The sequence below is a fragment of the Streptomyces sp. NPDC096311 genome, from assembly GCF_044763085.1.
Taxonomy (GTDB): Bacteria; Actinomycetota; Actinomycetes; order Streptomycetales; family Streptomycetaceae; genus Streptomyces.
On sequence record NZ_JBIWFN010000003.1, the window covers coordinates 530193 to 545532 of the forward strand.

Annotated in this window: 14 protein-coding genes and 1 riboswitch; of the genes, 5 read left to right on the forward strand and 9 right to left on the reverse strand. The window is 70.3% G+C overall.

What is annotated here, in order from left to right; translation table 11 throughout:
- Positions 1-38: 38 nt before the first annotated feature.
- The 6 genes from ACIRA5_RS10670 to thrC form a co-directional block, all read right to left on the reverse strand.
- Entirely contained in the window at positions 39-920 is an 882-nt protein-coding gene (locus ACIRA5_RS10670; RefSeq protein ID WP_403689455.1) for a metallophosphoesterase family protein, read from the reverse strand.
- Positions 921-988: 68 nt separating this feature from the next.
- Entirely contained in the window at positions 989-2113 is a 1125-nt protein-coding gene (locus tag ACIRA5_RS10675) for an NADH:flavin oxidoreductase (RefSeq protein ID WP_403689457.1), read from the reverse strand.
- Positions 2114-2303: 190 nt separating this feature from the next.
- On the reverse strand, positions 2304-3926 hold the full coding sequence (groL, locus tag ACIRA5_RS10680; RefSeq protein WP_403689460.1) for a chaperonin GroEL: 1623 nt from the start codon (positions 3924-3926) through the stop codon (positions 2304-2306).
- Between the two features lie 366 nt (positions 3927-4292).
- Positions 4293-4499, reverse strand: coding sequence for a cold-shock protein (locus ACIRA5_RS10685; protein ID WP_019057200.1), 207 nt, complete (start codon positions 4497-4499; stop codon positions 4293-4295).
- Positions 4500-4959: 460 nt separating this feature from the next.
- Positions 4960-5235 carry a MoaD/ThiS family protein gene (locus tag ACIRA5_RS10690; protein WP_030941262.1) on the reverse strand — a complete coding sequence of 92 codons (276 nt, stop codon included), beginning with the start codon at positions 5233-5235 and terminating at the stop codon, positions 4960-4962.
- A 102-nt stretch (positions 5236-5337) separates the two neighbouring features.
- Positions 5338-6651: a threonine synthase gene (gene thrC / locus ACIRA5_RS10695; RefSeq protein WP_403689462.1), complete on the reverse strand. Its 1314-nt coding sequence runs from the start codon at positions 6649-6651 to the stop codon at positions 5338-5340.
- 17 nt (positions 6652-6668) lie between these two features.
- A riboswitch (SAM riboswitch) is annotated at positions 6669-6815 on the reverse strand.
- A gap of 187 nt (positions 6816-7002) precedes the next feature.
- Between thrC and ACIRA5_RS10700 the strand changes: the two genes are divergently transcribed.
- The gene (locus tag ACIRA5_RS10700) at positions 7003-7947 is read left to right on the forward strand and encodes a glucosyl-3-phosphoglycerate synthase (protein ID WP_403689465.1); all 945 of its coding nucleotides are present in this window, start codon (positions 7003-7005) and stop codon (positions 7945-7947) included.
- A gap of 111 nt (positions 7948-8058) precedes the next feature.
- On the forward strand, positions 8059-9447 hold the full coding sequence (locus ACIRA5_RS10705; RefSeq protein WP_403689467.1) for a trehalose-6-phosphate synthase: 1389 nt from the start codon (positions 8059-8061) through the stop codon (positions 9445-9447).
- A 65-nt stretch (positions 9448-9512) separates the two neighbouring features.
- Here ACIRA5_RS10705 and otsB read toward each other — a convergent pair whose 3' ends face one another.
- The 3 genes from otsB to ACIRA5_RS10720 all read right to left on the reverse strand — a co-directional run bounded on the left by otsB (position 9513) and on the right by ACIRA5_RS10720 (position 11922).
- Positions 9513-10379, reverse strand: coding sequence for a trehalose-phosphatase (otsB, locus tag ACIRA5_RS10710; protein ID WP_403689469.1), 867 nt, complete (start codon positions 10377-10379; stop codon positions 9513-9515).
- Positions 10380-10442: 63 nt separating this feature from the next.
- The gene (locus ACIRA5_RS10715) at positions 10443-10670 is read right to left on the reverse strand and encodes a DUF3263 domain-containing protein (RefSeq protein WP_067371767.1); all 228 of its coding nucleotides are present in this window, start codon (positions 10668-10670) and stop codon (positions 10443-10445) included.
- A 34-nt stretch (positions 10671-10704) separates the two neighbouring features.
- Positions 10705-11922, reverse strand: coding sequence for an extracellular solute-binding protein (locus ACIRA5_RS10720; protein WP_403689765.1), 1218 nt, complete (start codon positions 11920-11922; stop codon positions 10705-10707).
- Positions 11923-12131: 209 nt separating this feature from the next.
- Between ACIRA5_RS10720 and ACIRA5_RS10725 the strand changes: the two genes are divergently transcribed.
- The 3 genes from ACIRA5_RS10725 to ACIRA5_RS10735 all read left to right on the forward strand — a co-directional run bounded on the left by ACIRA5_RS10725 (position 12132) and on the right by ACIRA5_RS10735 (position 15323).
- On the forward strand, positions 12132-13091 hold the full coding sequence (locus ACIRA5_RS10725) for an ROK family protein (protein ID WP_403689472.1): 960 nt from the start codon (positions 12132-12134) through the stop codon (positions 13089-13091).
- Entirely contained in the window at positions 13091-14236 is a 1146-nt protein-coding gene (nagA, locus tag ACIRA5_RS10730) for an N-acetylglucosamine-6-phosphate deacetylase (protein WP_403689473.1), read from the forward strand. Before ACIRA5_RS10725 ends, nagA begins: the two co-directional genes overlap by 1 nt.
- A 148-nt stretch (positions 14237-14384) precedes the next feature.
- Positions 14385-15323: a 1-phosphofructokinase family hexose kinase gene (locus ACIRA5_RS10735; RefSeq protein ID WP_403689476.1), complete on the forward strand. Its 939-nt coding sequence runs from the start codon at positions 14385-14387 to the stop codon at positions 15321-15323.
- Positions 15324-15340 lie beyond the last annotated feature (17 nt).

A 15340-nucleotide genomic window follows, 5' to 3' on the forward strand; every position in this document is an offset into this window, starting at 1 on the left:
TGACTCCTTGCTGAAGGCTGCGTACGGCAGGCCGGTCGTCAGCCGGTGCCGTATCTCTCGAGGAAGGAACGCGTCTGGTCCCCGTCCAGTTCGTAGACGGTCTCGTGCGCCCGCGGATCGCGTGCGTGGAAGGTGTGGAAGAGCGGACCGCCCGGGGTGTCCAGTTCCACGAGGGACGCCGACGCCCCGCGTACGGCACGCTCGGTGCCGGCGGCGGTGGTGAGGTCGATGCGGTTGACGACGCCCGGGGTGACCCACACCGGCGTCGACTCCAGGAAGCCGAGGATCTGGAGGTGGAAGTGGCCGCAGAGGATGACCCGGACGTCGGTCCCGCGGATCGCGTCGGCCAGGTCCGCCGGATTGCGCAGCCCCAACACCCGCTGGACCTCGACGTCGAGGGTGATCGGAGGGTGGTGGAAGACGAGGACCGTGCCGTGCGGCGCCGGCGTCCGCAGGACTTCACGGAGCCAGTCCAGCTGCCCGGCACCGAGGTGTCCGTGAACCCTGCCCGGCACCAGCGAGTCGAGCGTGACGAACCGGTAGCCGTCGACCAGACTCACGGCCGCCCGCTCCCTCTCGTCGGACGGGACGACGGCCTCGGCCCGGTCGGTGCCGTCCGGCGCCACGTGCCCGCTGCCCAGCACCTTGGCGAAGGCCTGGCGCTCGTCGTGGTTGCCGGTGCTGTAGAAGACCGGCGCGTCCATCCGCACGGCGAACCCGTCCAGCAGGCCGCGCACACCGGCGTACGCCTCGGACGACCCGTCGTCGGCGAGGTCGCCGCTGACGACGACGGCGTCCACGTCCCGCTGGTGGCGGAGTTCACCGAGCATCAGACGCAGGGACTCGGTGGCGTTGACGCCGTGGCGGTTCGGGGCGTCGGTGCGGTCGATGTGGGTGTCCGACAGATGCAGAATCCGCATGCGCCGAACGCTAGCGGGAGTGGGACTCCCCGGCCAGGGCACCGCCCTGGCCGGGGAGTCCCAGAGGGTCAGCTGAGCGTGCGCAGCGCCGCCGCGTCGTACGCCTTCAGCTCCTCGAACCGCCCGTCCAGCACCTTCGCCGCCCACTCCGGGTCCTGGAGCAGCGCGCGGCCGATGGCGACCATGTCGAACTCGTCGCGCTCCAGGCGGTCCAGGAGTTCGTCGATGCCCTTGACCGGGGCACCCTCGCCCTGGAAGCCCTTGAGGAAGTCGCCGTCGAGGCCGACCGAGCCGACGGTGATGACCGGCTTGCCCGTCAGCTTCTTCGTCCAGCCGGCGAGGTTGAGGTCGGAGCCGTCGAACTCGGGGAGCCAGTAGCGGCGCGTGGAGGCGTGGAAGGCGTCCACACCGGCCTCGGCCAGCGGGGTCAGGATCGCCTCCAGCTCCTCCGGGGTCTCGGCGAGCCGGGCGTCGTACGCCTGCTGCTTCCACTGGGAGTAGCGGAAGAGGACGGGGAAGGAGGGCGACACGGCGGCGCGGACCGCGGCCGCGATCTCCGCCGCGAACTTCGTACGGGCCACGGGGTCGCCGCCGTACGTGTCGGTGCGGCGGTTGGTGCCCGACCACAGGAACTGGTCGATGAGGTAGCCGTGCGCGCCGTGCAGCTCGACTCCGTCGAAGCCGATGCGCTCGGCCTCGGCCGCGGCCTTGGCGAACGCCTCGACGACGTCGTCCAGGTCCTGCTGGGTCATGGCCTTGCCGGTGACCTCGGCGTCCGCGGAGCCGATGCCGGACGGGCCGACGGCCGGCGCGGCCGCGAACGGCGGCTGTCCCGCCTCGCGCACCATGCCGATGTGCCACAGCTGCGGGACGATCGTGCCGCCCGCCGCGTGCACGGCGTCGGCGACCTTCGCCCAGCCCGCGAGCTGTTCCTCGCCGTGGAAACGCGGCACGCGGTCGCTCTGCCCGGCCGAGTCGTGGCCCACGTACGTCCCCTCGGTGACGATGAGGCCCACGCCCGCGGCGGCGCGGCGGGCGTAGTACCCGGCCACGTCCTCACCGGGGACGCCGCCCGGGGAGAACTGCCGGGTCATCGGTGCCATCGCGATCCGGTTCGGGACCGTCAGGCCGTTCAGCGAGACAGGGCGGGACAGGATCTCGGCCGCGCGGGAGGCGGGGGCATTCGTGGACACGTGTGGGGGCTCCTCGGGTACCAGTCGGTATGTGCGCATGCATTGACCATGCCTCCACGACAACTCCCCGGTCGGTCATGTCATTCCGGCCGCCCGGCACCTCGTCCTGTGACCCCGCACACGCCCGAGGGCGGTACCCCCTGTTTCCAGGGAGTACCGCCCTCGGCAGGAAAACCGATCCTCGGAAGGATCAGAAGTCCATGTCACCGCCCGGCATGCCGCCCGGAGCGGCCGCGGCGGCCTTCTCCGGCTTGTCGGCGATGACGGCCTCGGTGGTCAGGAACAGCGCGGCGATGGAGGCGGCGTTCTGCAGGGCAGAGCGCGTCACCTTCGCCGGGTCGATGATGCCTTCGGCGATCATGTCGACGTACTCACCGGTCGCGGCGTTCAGGCCGTGGCCGACGGGCAGGTTGCGCACCTTCTCGACGATGACGCCACCCTCGAGACCACCGTTGACCGCGATCTGCTTGAGCGGGGCCTCCAGGGCGAGCCGCACGGCGTTGGCGCCGGTCGCCTCGTCACCCGAGAGCTCGAGCTTCTCGAAGACCGAGGAGGCCTGGATGAGGGCCACGCCACCACCGGCGACGATGCCCTCCTCGACGGCCGCCTTCGCGTTGCGAACGGCGTCCTCGATGCGGTGCTTGCGCTCCTTGAGCTCGACCTCGGTGGCGGCACCGGCCTTGATGACGGCCACGCCGCCGGCCAGCTTCGCCAGGCGCTCCTGGAGCTTCTCGCGGTCGTAGTCCGAGTCGGAGTTCTCGATCTCGGCACGGATCTGGTTGACCCGGCCCTGGACCTGGTCGGCGGAGCCGGAGCCGTCCACGATCGTGGTCTCGTCCTTGGTGATGACGACCTTGCGGGCACGGCCCAGCAGGTCCAGACCCGCGTTCTCCAGCTTGAGGCCGACCTCCTCGGAGATGACCTCGCCGCCCGTGAGGATGGCGATGTCGCCGAGCATGGCCTTGCGGCGGTCACCGAAGCCCGGAGCCTTGACGGCGACGGACTTGAAGGTGCCACGGATCTTGTTGACGACCAGGGTCGACAGGGCCTCGCCCTCGACGTCCTCGGCGATGATCAGCAGCGGCTTGCCGCCCTGCATGACCTTCTCGAGGAGCGGGAGCAGGTCCTTGACGTTCGCGATCTTGGAGTTCGCGATCAGGATGTACGGGTCGTCGAGGACGGCCTCCATACGCTCCATGTCGGTGGCGAAGTACGCCGAGATGTAGCCCTTGTCGAAGCGCATACCCTCGGTGAGCTCCAGCTCCAGACCGAAGGTCTGGGACTCCTCGACGGTGATGACGCCTTCCTTGCCGACCTTGTCCATCGCCTCGGCGATGAGCTCGCCGATCTGGGTGTCGGCGGCGGAGATGGAGGCCGTGGAAGCGATCTGCTCCTTGGTCTCGACATCCTTGGCCTGCTCAAGGAGGGCACCGGAGACGGCCTCGACGGCCTTCTCGATACCGCGCTTGAGAGCCATCGGGTTGGCGCCGGCGGCTACGTTGCGCAGGCCCTCGCGGACGAGCGCCTGGGCGAGAACGGTCGCCGTGGTCGTACCGTCACCGGCGACGTCGTCCGTCTTCTTGGCGACTTCCTTGACCAGCTCGGCGCCGATCTTCTCGTACGGGTCCTCGAGCTCGATCTCCTTGGCGATGGAAACACCATCGTTGGTGATCGTGGGGGCGCCCCACTTCTTCTCGAGGACGACGTTGCGGCCCTTGGGGCCAAGGGTGACCTTGACGGCGTCGGCGAGCTGGTTCATCCCGCGCTCGAGACCGCGCCGTGCCTCCTCGTCGAACGCGATGATCTTGGCCATGTGAAGTGGTCCTCCCGGACTGGGGTGGATTGCTCCGGACCGCGCTGGCGCCCGCGACGGACGGCCTGCCTGCCCCGTGGTTCCTTGCACCACCTGGCCTGCGGGCCTCACCGACCCGGTCCTTCGTTATCACTCTCACCTTCAGAGTGCTAACGCCAATGATTAGCACTCGCCCCTGCCGAGTGCAAGCGCCTTCCCTTGATCCGCAGGTGAGAAGGGGCGCGCAACCCGCGCGTCGCGCCGGTGCGCGAGCGGGCCCACGACAGTGTCGAGCGGGCCCACGGCCGCGTGCGGACAGGCCGAAGGGCTCGTACCCCCAGGGGATACGAGCCCTTCGTCACGTCGAACAGTCAGTCGGCGCGTGCTTCAGCTGGTCGCGAGTCGGACCATGTCCGCCTGCGGCCCTTTCTGGCCCTGCGAGATCTCGAAATCGACCCGCTGACCCTCTTCCAGGGTGCGGTAGCCGTCCATCTGAATCGCGCTGTAGTGGACGAATACATCCGCACCACCGTCGACCGCGATGAAGCCGTACCCCTTCTCCGCGTTGAACCACTTGACGGTGCCCTGAGCCATGCCTAACTCCCCTATTACTGGCCCTTGCACAGGACCGCACTTCGCGGGCCCGGGTCAGACCTCACCCCCCAACGGTTGGGGGTGTGCGCCGGAACGCGTCGACCGCGGCTGAATGTATCTGTCCAACTGCCGTCTGCAACAGGTCAATCGGACGAGAATTCCGGGCACGACCGATCGGGAATATGGGAAGAATTTGCGAAGATTCAGGGCAAGTCGGGCCCCATAAAAGCCGTATAAGGCTCAAAAGCGCGGGACACTTTGGCTACTTCTTGCCGGACTTCGGGCACGAACTCATATGCGCCCGGCATGCAAAGTGGAGCGGGTTCCCCAACTGTACCGCGCTCAACCATACAGAATTGCCCCCTCCGCTTCTCTCACGGAGGGGGCAATTCGATGAACTCTCGGTAATTGACATTACCCAAGGTAACTATCTCACCCTGGGTAACGACTCGCGAGGCGGTCAGCCGCCGGCGACGGCGGGAATGATCGAGACGCCCGCGCCGTCCGGTGTCGCCGTCTCCAGACCCTGCTCGAAGCGGACGTCGTCGTCGTTCACATAGACGTTGACGAACCGGCGCAGCTTGCCCTGGTCGTCCAGGACGCGCGCGGCGATACCCGTGTGGTTCTTCTCCAGATCCGCGATGACCTCACCGAGGGTCCCACCCTCGGCCGTCACCTCGGCCTGACCACCGGTGTAGGTGCGCAGGATGGTGGGGATGCGGACGTTGACGCTCATTCCTTGTGACCTCCGGTCGGGTAGCGCCCCAGAGGGGCGCGGGGAACCGCGCGACCGGCCCCCACCGGCCCGCGGCAAACAAACAACCCTCCGAGCCAAGCCCTAAGCGAGCCCGGCCTCTCGGAAAGAGTCCAGGTTGGGACGAATGGTCGCGGTCAGCCCCGTCCCGGCCACCGCGTCCAGCGTCTTGAGGCCGTCACCGGTGTTGAGCACGACGGTGGTGAGCGTCGGGTCGAGCAGCCCGTTCTCGATCAGCTTGCGCGTGACACCGACGGTCACGCCACCGGCGGTCTCGGCGAAGATCCCCTCCGTCCGCGCGAGCAGCTTGATCGCGTCGACGACCTGCTCGTCGTTCACGTCCTCCACGGCCCCGCCCGTGCGCCGCGCGATGTCCAGCACGTACGGCCCGTCGGCCGGGTTGCCGATGGCGAGCGACTTGGCGATGGTGTTCGGCTTCTGGGGCCGTACGACGTCGTGGCCCGCCTTGTAGGCGACGGACACCGGCGAGCACCCCTCGGCCTGGGCACCGAAGATCTTGTACGGCTTGTCCTCGACCAGTCCGAGCTTGATCAGCTCCTGAAGACCCTTGTCGATCTTCGTGAGCTGGGAGCCGGAGGCGATGGGGATCACCAGCTGGTCGGGGAGCTTCCACCCCAGCTGCTCGCAGATCTCGTACGCCAGGGTCTTGGAGCCCTCCGCGTAGTACGGCCGCAGGTTGACGTTGACGAAGCCCCAGCCCTCGCCGGCCGGGTCGCCGATCAGCTCGGAGCAGAAGCGGTTCACGTCGTCGTAGTTGCCCTCGATACCGACGAGCTCGCCGCCGTAGATCGCGGCCATGACGACCTTGCCCTGCTCCAGGTCGTGCGGGATGAACACGCAGGAGCGGAAGCCGGCGCGGGCGGCGGCGGCACCGACGGCGCCGGCGAGGTTGCCCGTGGAGGAGCAGGAGAGAGTGGTGAAGCCGAACGCGCGGGCGGCCTCGATGGCCTGGGCGACGACGCGGTCCTTGAAGGAGTGCGTCGGGTTGCCGGAGTCGTCCTTGACGAAGAGCTTGCCGGCCTCGACGCCCAGCTCGCGGGCGAGGTTGTCGGCCTTGACGAGCTTGGTCCAGCCGGGGTTGATGTTCGGCTTGTCGGCGACGTCGGCCGGGACGGGCAGCAGCGGCGCATAGCGCCAGATGTTCGCGGGGCCCGCTTCGATGCGCGCCCGGAGTTCTTCGGTTTCGTAGGCCGAGAAGTCGTACGCGATCTCCAGCGGGCCGAAACACTCCTCGCAGGCGAACACCGGGCCGAGCGGCACGCGGTGCCCGCACTCGCGGCAGGAAAGCGCGGCGGCGGGTCCGAGATCCACACCGACTACGGTGGTGGTGTCGCCCGCGACAGGGTTCGTGGTGCTTGCAACAGTCTGCGCAGCCATGGAGGCGAGGCCCTTTCTCCTCATCTTCCTCACGACGCACTTCGCCGTGAGACGGATTTGGCACCTTCCCAAGCCGGGAGCCTCGCCACATCAATGTGACCGGACCAGCTGGAGGGTTGCCGGGGCTTCATCGGGCCGTATCCCTCTGCCCCTCTGGATGAGCGGTATTCGGTTGTGTCGTGCGGTGGCGCGTGTGGAGCGATGGTCCGCAGATGATCTACGACATGCGATGGTCATCCGCGTTGTTCAAGACTGTAACCGAAGGCCTGGACAGTTGAGATAGTCGTCCGAACCGCGAGATGGATCACACCGTGAGACACCGGGTGATCAGACAGTGAGGAGCCGCAGACTGTGCTGAAGGAAACTGAGCGCTGGCTGAGCAATCGCTCCTGGTCCGTGACCGATCGCCCGCTCCACAGACTCATGTCCGCCAAACGGGCCACGGGCTCCTCGGTGAGCGTCGTCCTGCCCGCGCTGAACGAGGAGGAGACGGTCGGCGAGATCGTCGCCGTCATCCGCCACGACCTGATGCAGCAGGTGCCCCTCGTCGACGAGATCGTCGTCGTCGACTCGGGCTCGACCGACCGCACCTCGCAGGTGGCCGCCGCGGCGGGCGCGCGCGTGGTGCACCGGGACGAGATCCTGCCGCGCATCCCGGCCGTGCCCGGCAAGGGCGAGGTGCTGTGGCGTTCCCTCCTCGTGACGAGCGGGGACATCATCTGTTTCATCGACGCGGACCTGAAGGAGTTCTCCTCGGACTTCGTCTCCGGGATCGTGGGGCCGCTGCTCACCGAGCCCGGTGTGGACCTCGTCAAGGCGATGTACGACCGTCCGCTCGGCGGTGCGGCGGGGCAGGGCGGCCGGGTCACCGAACTCATGGCCCGCCCCCTCCTCAACATGCACTGGCCGCAGCTGGCCGGCTTCGTGCAGCCGCTCGGCGGGGAGTACGCGGCCCGCCGCTCGCTGCTCGAACAGCTCCCCTTCCCCGTCGGGTACGGGATCGAGCTGGGCATGCTGGTCGACGCCCTGCACCTGGTGGGCCTGGACGCGCTCGCCCAGGTCGACGTGGGCGTGCGCAAGCACCGCCACCAGGACGGGCAGGCGCTGGGCCGGATGTCCGCCGCGATCTACCGCACGGCCCAGCTCCGGCTGGCCCGCGGCCACCTGATCCGCCCGGCCCTCACCCAGTTCGAACGGGGCGGGGACGGTTTCGAGCCGCGCACGTACTCGGTGGACACGGAGGAACGTCCGCCGATGGTCGAAATCTCCGAATACCAGAAACGAAGGGCGGCGTAGAAGCGCCCCGTCAGGGGCGCGGGGCCGCGCGACAAGCCCCCACCGGCCCGCGGACGGCATACGGCTGAAGGGAACGTTTGAGCGTTTCCACCCGGGGCTAAGTTTCGAGGCATGGCTTCAACGCAAGGCGCCCACAACATCCTCGTCGCCTCCAACCGCGGCCCGGTCACCTACGAGGTCCAGGAGGACGGCTCGCTGCGCGCCCGGCGCGGTGGCGGCGGGCTGGTCTCGGGCCTCTCCGCGATCGGGCCGGACGCGGGGGCCCTGTGGGTGTGCTCGGCGCTCGGCGACGGCGACCGCGAGGCGGTCCGGCGCGGGGTCGCCGAGGACGGCGTACGGATGCTGGACATCGACGCCGACGTGCACGCGGACGCGTACAACGGCATCGCCAACTCCGTGCTGTGGTTCGTCCACCACATGCTGTACCAGACCCCGCTGGAGCCGGTCTTCGACGCGGAGTTCCGGCGCCAGTGGGCGTCGTACGAGGCGTACAACCGCGCGTTCGCCGAAGCGCTGGCCGCGGAGGCCGCGCGGGGCGCGGTGGTGATCGTCCAGGACTACCACCTGACCCTCGTCCCCGGGATGCTCCGCGAGCTCCGCCCCGACCTGCGGATCGGCCACTTCTCGCACACCCCCTGGGCGCCGGTCGACTACTTCCGGATGCTGCCCGACGACATCGCCGAACAGGTGCTGCGCGGCATGCTCGGCGCGGACCGGCTCGGCTTTCTCACCCAGCGCTGGGCGGATGCGTTCACCGCCTGCTGCGACGCGCTCGTCGGCGGGCTCGGCGACACCCGGATCGGCGTGCACGGGCTCGGCGCGGACGCGGACTTCCTGCGCAGGCGCTCGCACGAGGCGGACGTCGCGGACCGTATGGCCGCGCTGCGCGAGCAGATCGGCGAGGGCCGCAGGACGATCGTGCGGGTCGACCGGACCGAGCTGTCGAAGAACATCGTGCGGGGCCTGCTGGCGTACCGGCAGCTGCTGGAGGACCACCCGGAGTGGCGCGAGCGCGTCGTCCACGTGGCCTTCGCCTACCCCTCCCGTCAGGACCTGGCCGTCTACCGCGACTACACGGCCGAGGTCCAGCGGGTGGCGACCGAGATCAACTCCCAGTACGGGACCCCGGGTTGGACCCCGGTCGTCCTTCACGTCAAGGACGACTTCGCCCGCTCCCTGGCCGCCTACCGGCTCGCCGACGTCGCCCTCGTCAACCCCATCCGCGACGGCATGAACCTCGTCGCCAAGGAGGTGCCGGTCGTCTCCGACGAGGGGTGCGTGCTGGTGCTCTCCCGGGAGGCGGGGGCGTACGAGGAGCTGGGCGAGGACGCGGTGGTGGTGAACCCGTACGACGTGGTCGGCACCGCGCGGGCGCTGGACGCGGCGCTGACCATGCCGGTGGGGGAACGGGCGGAACGTACGAAGCGGTTGGCTGCCGCCGGGACGGCGTTGCCTCCGGCGCAGTGGTTTCTTGAGCAGTTGCGGGAGTTGGAGGGCTGAGTCGGGAGTGTGCCGGCTGCGGGTTGTCGGGGCCGGTGCGCAGTTCCTCGCGCTCCTACGGGGCGCTAGTGCGCCGCCAATGCTCTCAGCAGGCGTACGACTCCCGCGGGGCCGTCGACGACGAGATCCGCTCGTTCGGCCAGTTCGGTGACTTCCGCGCTGCCGCTGCACACCAGCAGGCCCGGGACGCCGTCCGAGCGGAGCTTGTCGACGGCGGCGAAGGCGGGGAGGTCGCCCAGGTCGTCGCCGGCGTACATGACGGCTTCGGCGTGGACCTCGCGGACGTACTCCAGGAGGGCGACGCCCTTGTCCATGCCCGGGGGGCGGAGTTCGAGGACCATCCGACCGGGTTCGACGATCAGGCCATGGCGGGTGGCGAGGTCGGTGAGGGGTTCGCGCAGTGCCTCGAACGCGGCCTGGGGGTCCTCGGCGCGGCGGGTGTGGACCGCGACCGCGCGGCCCTTCTCCTCGATCCAGGTGCCGTGCCAGGCGCCGATCCCGTCGAGGACCCCGGGCAGCTCGGCGCGGACGGCGGCGACGCCGGGGTGCGGGGCGGGGGCGTTGACGGTGCCGGTGCGGGCGTCCCAGCGTTCGGCGCCGTAGTGGCCGAGGACGACGAGGTGGTCGAGGCCCGGGACGCCGGCGAAGCCGCCGTGGCGGACCGCCACGCCGGCCGGGCGGCCGGTGACGACGGCGACGGAGGCGACCTTCGGGGCGAGGGCCGCGAGGGCGGGAACCGCGTCGGGGTGGGCGCGGGCCTGCTCCGGGTCGGCGACGATGGGGGCGAGTGTTCCGTCGAAGTCGAGCGCGATGACGGCCCGGTCGGGCCGGGTGAGGATGGCGTCGAGGCCGTCGCGTCCGGCGGGGGTCACGGGTGTCGGCAAGGGTTCCGTGACGTCCGGGGATTCCGGGTCTTCCGAGTGGCTGCCCATGCTCCGACCCTATCCGTGCGCCCCCGGGCGCACCCACGGCTCACCGAGTCACACCGGGCGGTGTCAGCGTTCCGCGCGGCGGGTGTCCCGGATGCGGCGGAGGCGGTTGACCGTGATCGGGTCGTGGGCGAGGGCGCGGGGGTCGTCGAGGAGGGCGTTGAGGAGCTGGTAGTAGCGGACGGGGGCGAGGCCGAGTTGCTCGCGTATCGCTCGCTCCTTCGCGCCGGGCCCCGCGAAGGAACGGCGCTCCATGGCGAGGATCCCTCGCTCCCTCCCGCTCAGTTCGTCCATGACCGCACCGTAGCGCCCACCACCGACAGCGCAGCTACCCCGCGGAGTCCGTCGTGGTCGCCGTCTGCTGGAGCGAGCCGAGGATCCCGGCCGGGCTGCCGTCCGGGGAGACCGCCTTGCCGATCTGCTTCTTGATGTCGGCGCTGACGGCGGCCCAGGACGTCTTGCCGACCGGATAGAGCTGGGAGGAGGGGAGCTCGTCCAGGAACGGGGCGAGGTCCGCGTCGTCGCTATCCGCCGCCATCGCCTCGGACGCGGACGTCGTGACCGGCAGCAGGTCGTACTTGTGCGAGAAGGCGAGCACGTTCTTCTCGCTGTAGACGTAGTCGAGGAACGTACCGATCTGATCCCGGTGGCCGTTCTTCTTGAAGGCCATCATCCAGTCGGCGACACCCATCGCGGCCCGGGTCTTCCCGCTGACCCCGGGCATCGGCACCATCCCGAACTTCACGCCCTTGTCGGCGGCCATCTTCATCAGCGTGGGGTGCCCGTTGAGCATCCCGACCTCGCCGCGCGCGAACGCCGCGAAGGCGTCCGCGCGATTGAGCTTCGCGGGCGCGACCGGTCCGGTCAGCCCCTTGCCGACCAGGTCGTCCTTGAGCCAGGTGAGGGTGGCGACGTTCTGGGCGGAGTCGAGGCTGTAGGTGCCGACGTCGTCGGTGTAGCCGTCGCCGCCGCTCAGCAGCCACTGCATGGTCTCGGCCTGCGCCTCCTCGGGACCGAGGGGCAGCGCGTACGGGATCTTCACTCCCCGGGCCTTCAGCGCCCGCGCGTCGGCGGCGAGCTCGCTCCAGGTCGTCGGCGCGCTGAGACCCGCGGCGGAGAACAGCTTCTTGTTGTAGAAGAGCAGCCGGGTGGAGGCGGCGAACGGCATGCCGTACTGCACGCGGTTCATCTTCCCCGCATCGGTGAGCTGGGCGACGAAGTCGGCCTGGACGGGTATGGAGAGCACCTCTTCGGCCCTGTACAGGTCGCCCTTGTCGGCGTAGTCGGCGTACGCGCCGATCTGCGCCATGTCAGGGGCGTCGCCCCGCGCCACCATCTCCTTGACCTTGCGGTCGACGTCCGTCCACGGGTAGACGGTGACCTCGACCTTGGTCCCGGGGTGGTCGGCCTCGTACGCCTTCACGAGCTCGTCCCAGTACTTCTGGGAGCTGTTGGCCTTGGAGTCCCCGTAGTCGGCGGCCACGAGTCTGAGGGTCACGTCCCCGGAACCGGCCGAGCCGCCGCAGCCCGCGAGGGTCGCCGTCATGCCCAGCGCGGACGCCGCCGCGATCAGTACCGTCCTACGTCCTGTCCTACGCGCCTGCACCGCACTTCTCCCAACCCCCGGCCGCCTCTGTCCCGAGGCTGCCCGTCTTTGCTTCTGCGTCCGTTGCATCCGTCTCGGAATGCGGATACAAGGTCTACACCACGCGAGTGGACTAGACCTCTCCTGGGGTAAGGGGCGACACTGTCCCCGTGAGACATGTCATCGCCCTCGATGTGGGCGGCACCGGGATGAAGGCCGCCCTGGTCGGGTCGGAGGGCGAGCTCCTCCACCAGGCCCGTCGCGCCACCGGCCGCCAGCGCGGTCCGGACGCCGTGGTCGACGCGATCCTCGACTTCGCGGCCGAGCTGCGCGCGTACGGCGAGCACCACCTCGGCGAGTCCGCGGCGGCCGCCGGAGTCGCCGTCCCCGGCATCGTCGACGCCGGCCGGGGCGTGGCGGTGTACTCGGCCAACCTGGGCTGGCGCGACGTCCCGATGCGCCGGCTGCTCGGCGACCGGCTGGGCGGGGTGCCCGTGGCGCTCGGACACGACGTGCGCACCGGCGGGCTCGCGGAGGGCCGGATCGGCGCGGGACAGGGGGCCGACCGTTTCCTGTTCGTCCCCCTCGGCACCGGCATCGCGGGCGCGATCGGCATCGACGGCGGCGTCGAGGCGGGCGCGCACGGTTTCGCGGGCGAGATCGGCCATGTCGTCGTACGCCCCGGCGGGACCGCGTGTCCGTGCGGGCAGCACGGCTGTCTGGAGCGGTACGCGTCCGCCGCCGCCGTCAGCCAGGCCTGGGCCGAGGCCTGCGGGGACCCGGCGGCCGACGCCGCCGACTGCGCGAAGGCCGTCGAGTCCGGGGACGCGCGGGCGCGGGAGGTCTGGCAGGACGCCATCGACGCACTCGCCGACGGGCTCGTCACCGCGCTCACCCTGCTGGATCCGCGCACGCTGATCATCGGTGGCGGTCTCGCCGAGGCCGGGGAAACCTTGTTCACACCGCTACGGGCCGCCGTCGAGCGGCGCGTCACCTTCCAGAAACTGCCCTCCCTCGTCCCCGCGGCCCTCGGGGACACCGCCGGCTGCCTGGGCGCGGGCCTGCTGGCCTGGGACCTGCTGAATCAGCCGAGCACCGCTTCCCGACCGACTTCGGAGGTAACCACCTGATGGCCCCTAGAACGGTTCTCGCCGGTGCCAGGGTGGTACTGCCCACCGGAGTCGTCGACGACGGTCGTGTGATCGTCGACGGCACACGCATCGCCGGCAGCGCGCCCTCGTCGGCGCGGACACTGGACCTGTCGGGCCACTGGCTCGTCCCCGGCTTCGTGGACCTCCACAACCACGGCGGCGGCGGTGCTTCCTTCACCTCCGGGACCGTCGAGGAGGTCCTCCAGGGCGTCCGCACCCACCGGCTGCACGGCACCACCACCCTCGTCGCCTCGACCGTGACCGGAGACATGGACGGCCTCGCCCAGCGCGCCGGGCTGCTCTCCGAGCTGGCCGAGCAGGGCGACATCGCGGGCATCCACTTCGAGGGCCCGTTCATCTCGCCGTGCCGCAAAGGCGCGCACTCCGAGGAACTGCTGCGCGACCCGGACCCGGCCGAGGTCCGCAAGCTGATCGACGCGGCGCGCGGCCGGGCCAGCATGGTCACCCTCGCCACCGAACTGCCGGGCGGCATCGACTCCGTACGCCTGCTGGCCGAGCACGGGGTGATCGCGGCGATCGGGCACACGGACGCGACGTACGAGCAGACGGTGGAGGCCATCGACGCGGGCGCGACCGTCGCCACGCACCTGTTCAACGCCATGCCCACGCTCGGACACCGCACGCCCGGCCCGATCGCCGCCCTCCTGGAGGACGAGCGGATCACCGTCGAGCTGATCAACGACGGCACCCACCTCCACCCCGCCGCGCTCCAGCTGGCGTTCCATCACGCGGGTGCGGACCGGGTGGCGTTCATCACGGACGCCATGGACGCGGCGGGCTTCGGCGACGGCCGCTACCGGCTCGGCCCGCTGGAGGTCGAGGTCAGCGAGGGGGTCGCCCGGCTGGTGGAGGGCGGCTCGATCGCAGGCTCCACGCTCACCCTCGACCGCGCCTTCCAGCGGGCGATGACCGTCGACCGGCTGCCGGTCGAGGACATCGTCGCAGCCCTGTCCGCCAACCCGGCCCGCCTGCTCGGCCTGTACGACAAGGTGGGCTCGCTGGAACCGGGCAAGGACGCCGACCTGGTGGTCCTGGACGCGGAGTTCGCCCTCAAGGGCGTGATGCGCCGGGGCGAATGGGTGGTTGACCCACAACTGGGCTGATTCGCCCCCCTTGTTGGCGCGCGATGTGACGTACGGCGGTCGTCCCGGGACTGGGCCGACCGCCGTTGTCTTTGGCATGATCGAGCCTCCGGATTCTCCGGAGCTCGTAACGGTCGGTCAGCGCATTCATCGGGGGAGGTCGGTCCAGGTGATCCTCACGGTCACACCGAACACCGCTCTCGACATCACCTATCGCGTACGGTCCCTGCGCCCGCACACCGCGCACCGGGTGACCGAGGTGACCGAACGCCCCGGCGGCAAGGGCCTGAACGTGGCCCGGGTGCTCGCCACCCTCGGCCACGAGGTGACGGTCACGGGCTTCGCGGGCGGCGTGACGGGCCGCGTCCTGCGGGACCAACTCGCGGACACACCCGGAGTGGTGGACGCGCTGATCCCGGTCGTGGGGACGACGCGCCGCACGATAGCCGTGGTCGACACGACGACGGGTGACTCGACTCAGCTCAACGAACCAGGACCGGAGATCACCCCTGCCGAGTGGGCGGCCTTCCAGGAGGCCTACGAGGTGCTGCTGCGCTCCGCGTCGGCGGTGGCCCTGTGCGGCAGCCTGCCGCCGGGGGTGCCGGTGGGCGCGTACGCGGGGCTGATCCGCGCGGCCCGCGCGGCGGCCGTCCCGGTCCTCCTGGACACCAGCGGCGAACCCCTGCGCCGGGGCGTCGCCGCCCGTCCCGACATCGTCAAGCCGAACGCCGACGAGCTGGCCGAACTCACCGGCTCCCACGAGCCGTTGCAGGCGACCCGGGACGCCCGCAGGCGCGGCGCGCATGCCGTCGTGGCCTCACTGGGGGCCCAGGGCCTGTTCGCCCACACCCCGGACGGCCTCTGGCGCGCCACCCCACCGCGCCGTGTCCACGGCAATCCGACCGGCGCGGGCGACTCGGCGGTCGCGGGCCTGCTGTCGGGACTGGTGGAGCACCTGCCATGGCCGGAGCGCCTCGCCCGGGCCGTCGCCCTGTCCGCGGCGACCGTACTGTCCCCGGTGGCGGGCGAGTTCGACCACTCGACGTACAAGGAACTGGTGAACCACGTAACCGTAGACCTTCTCCAACCTCAAGTTGAGGCGTGGTGAAGGACGAGGACGGCTCT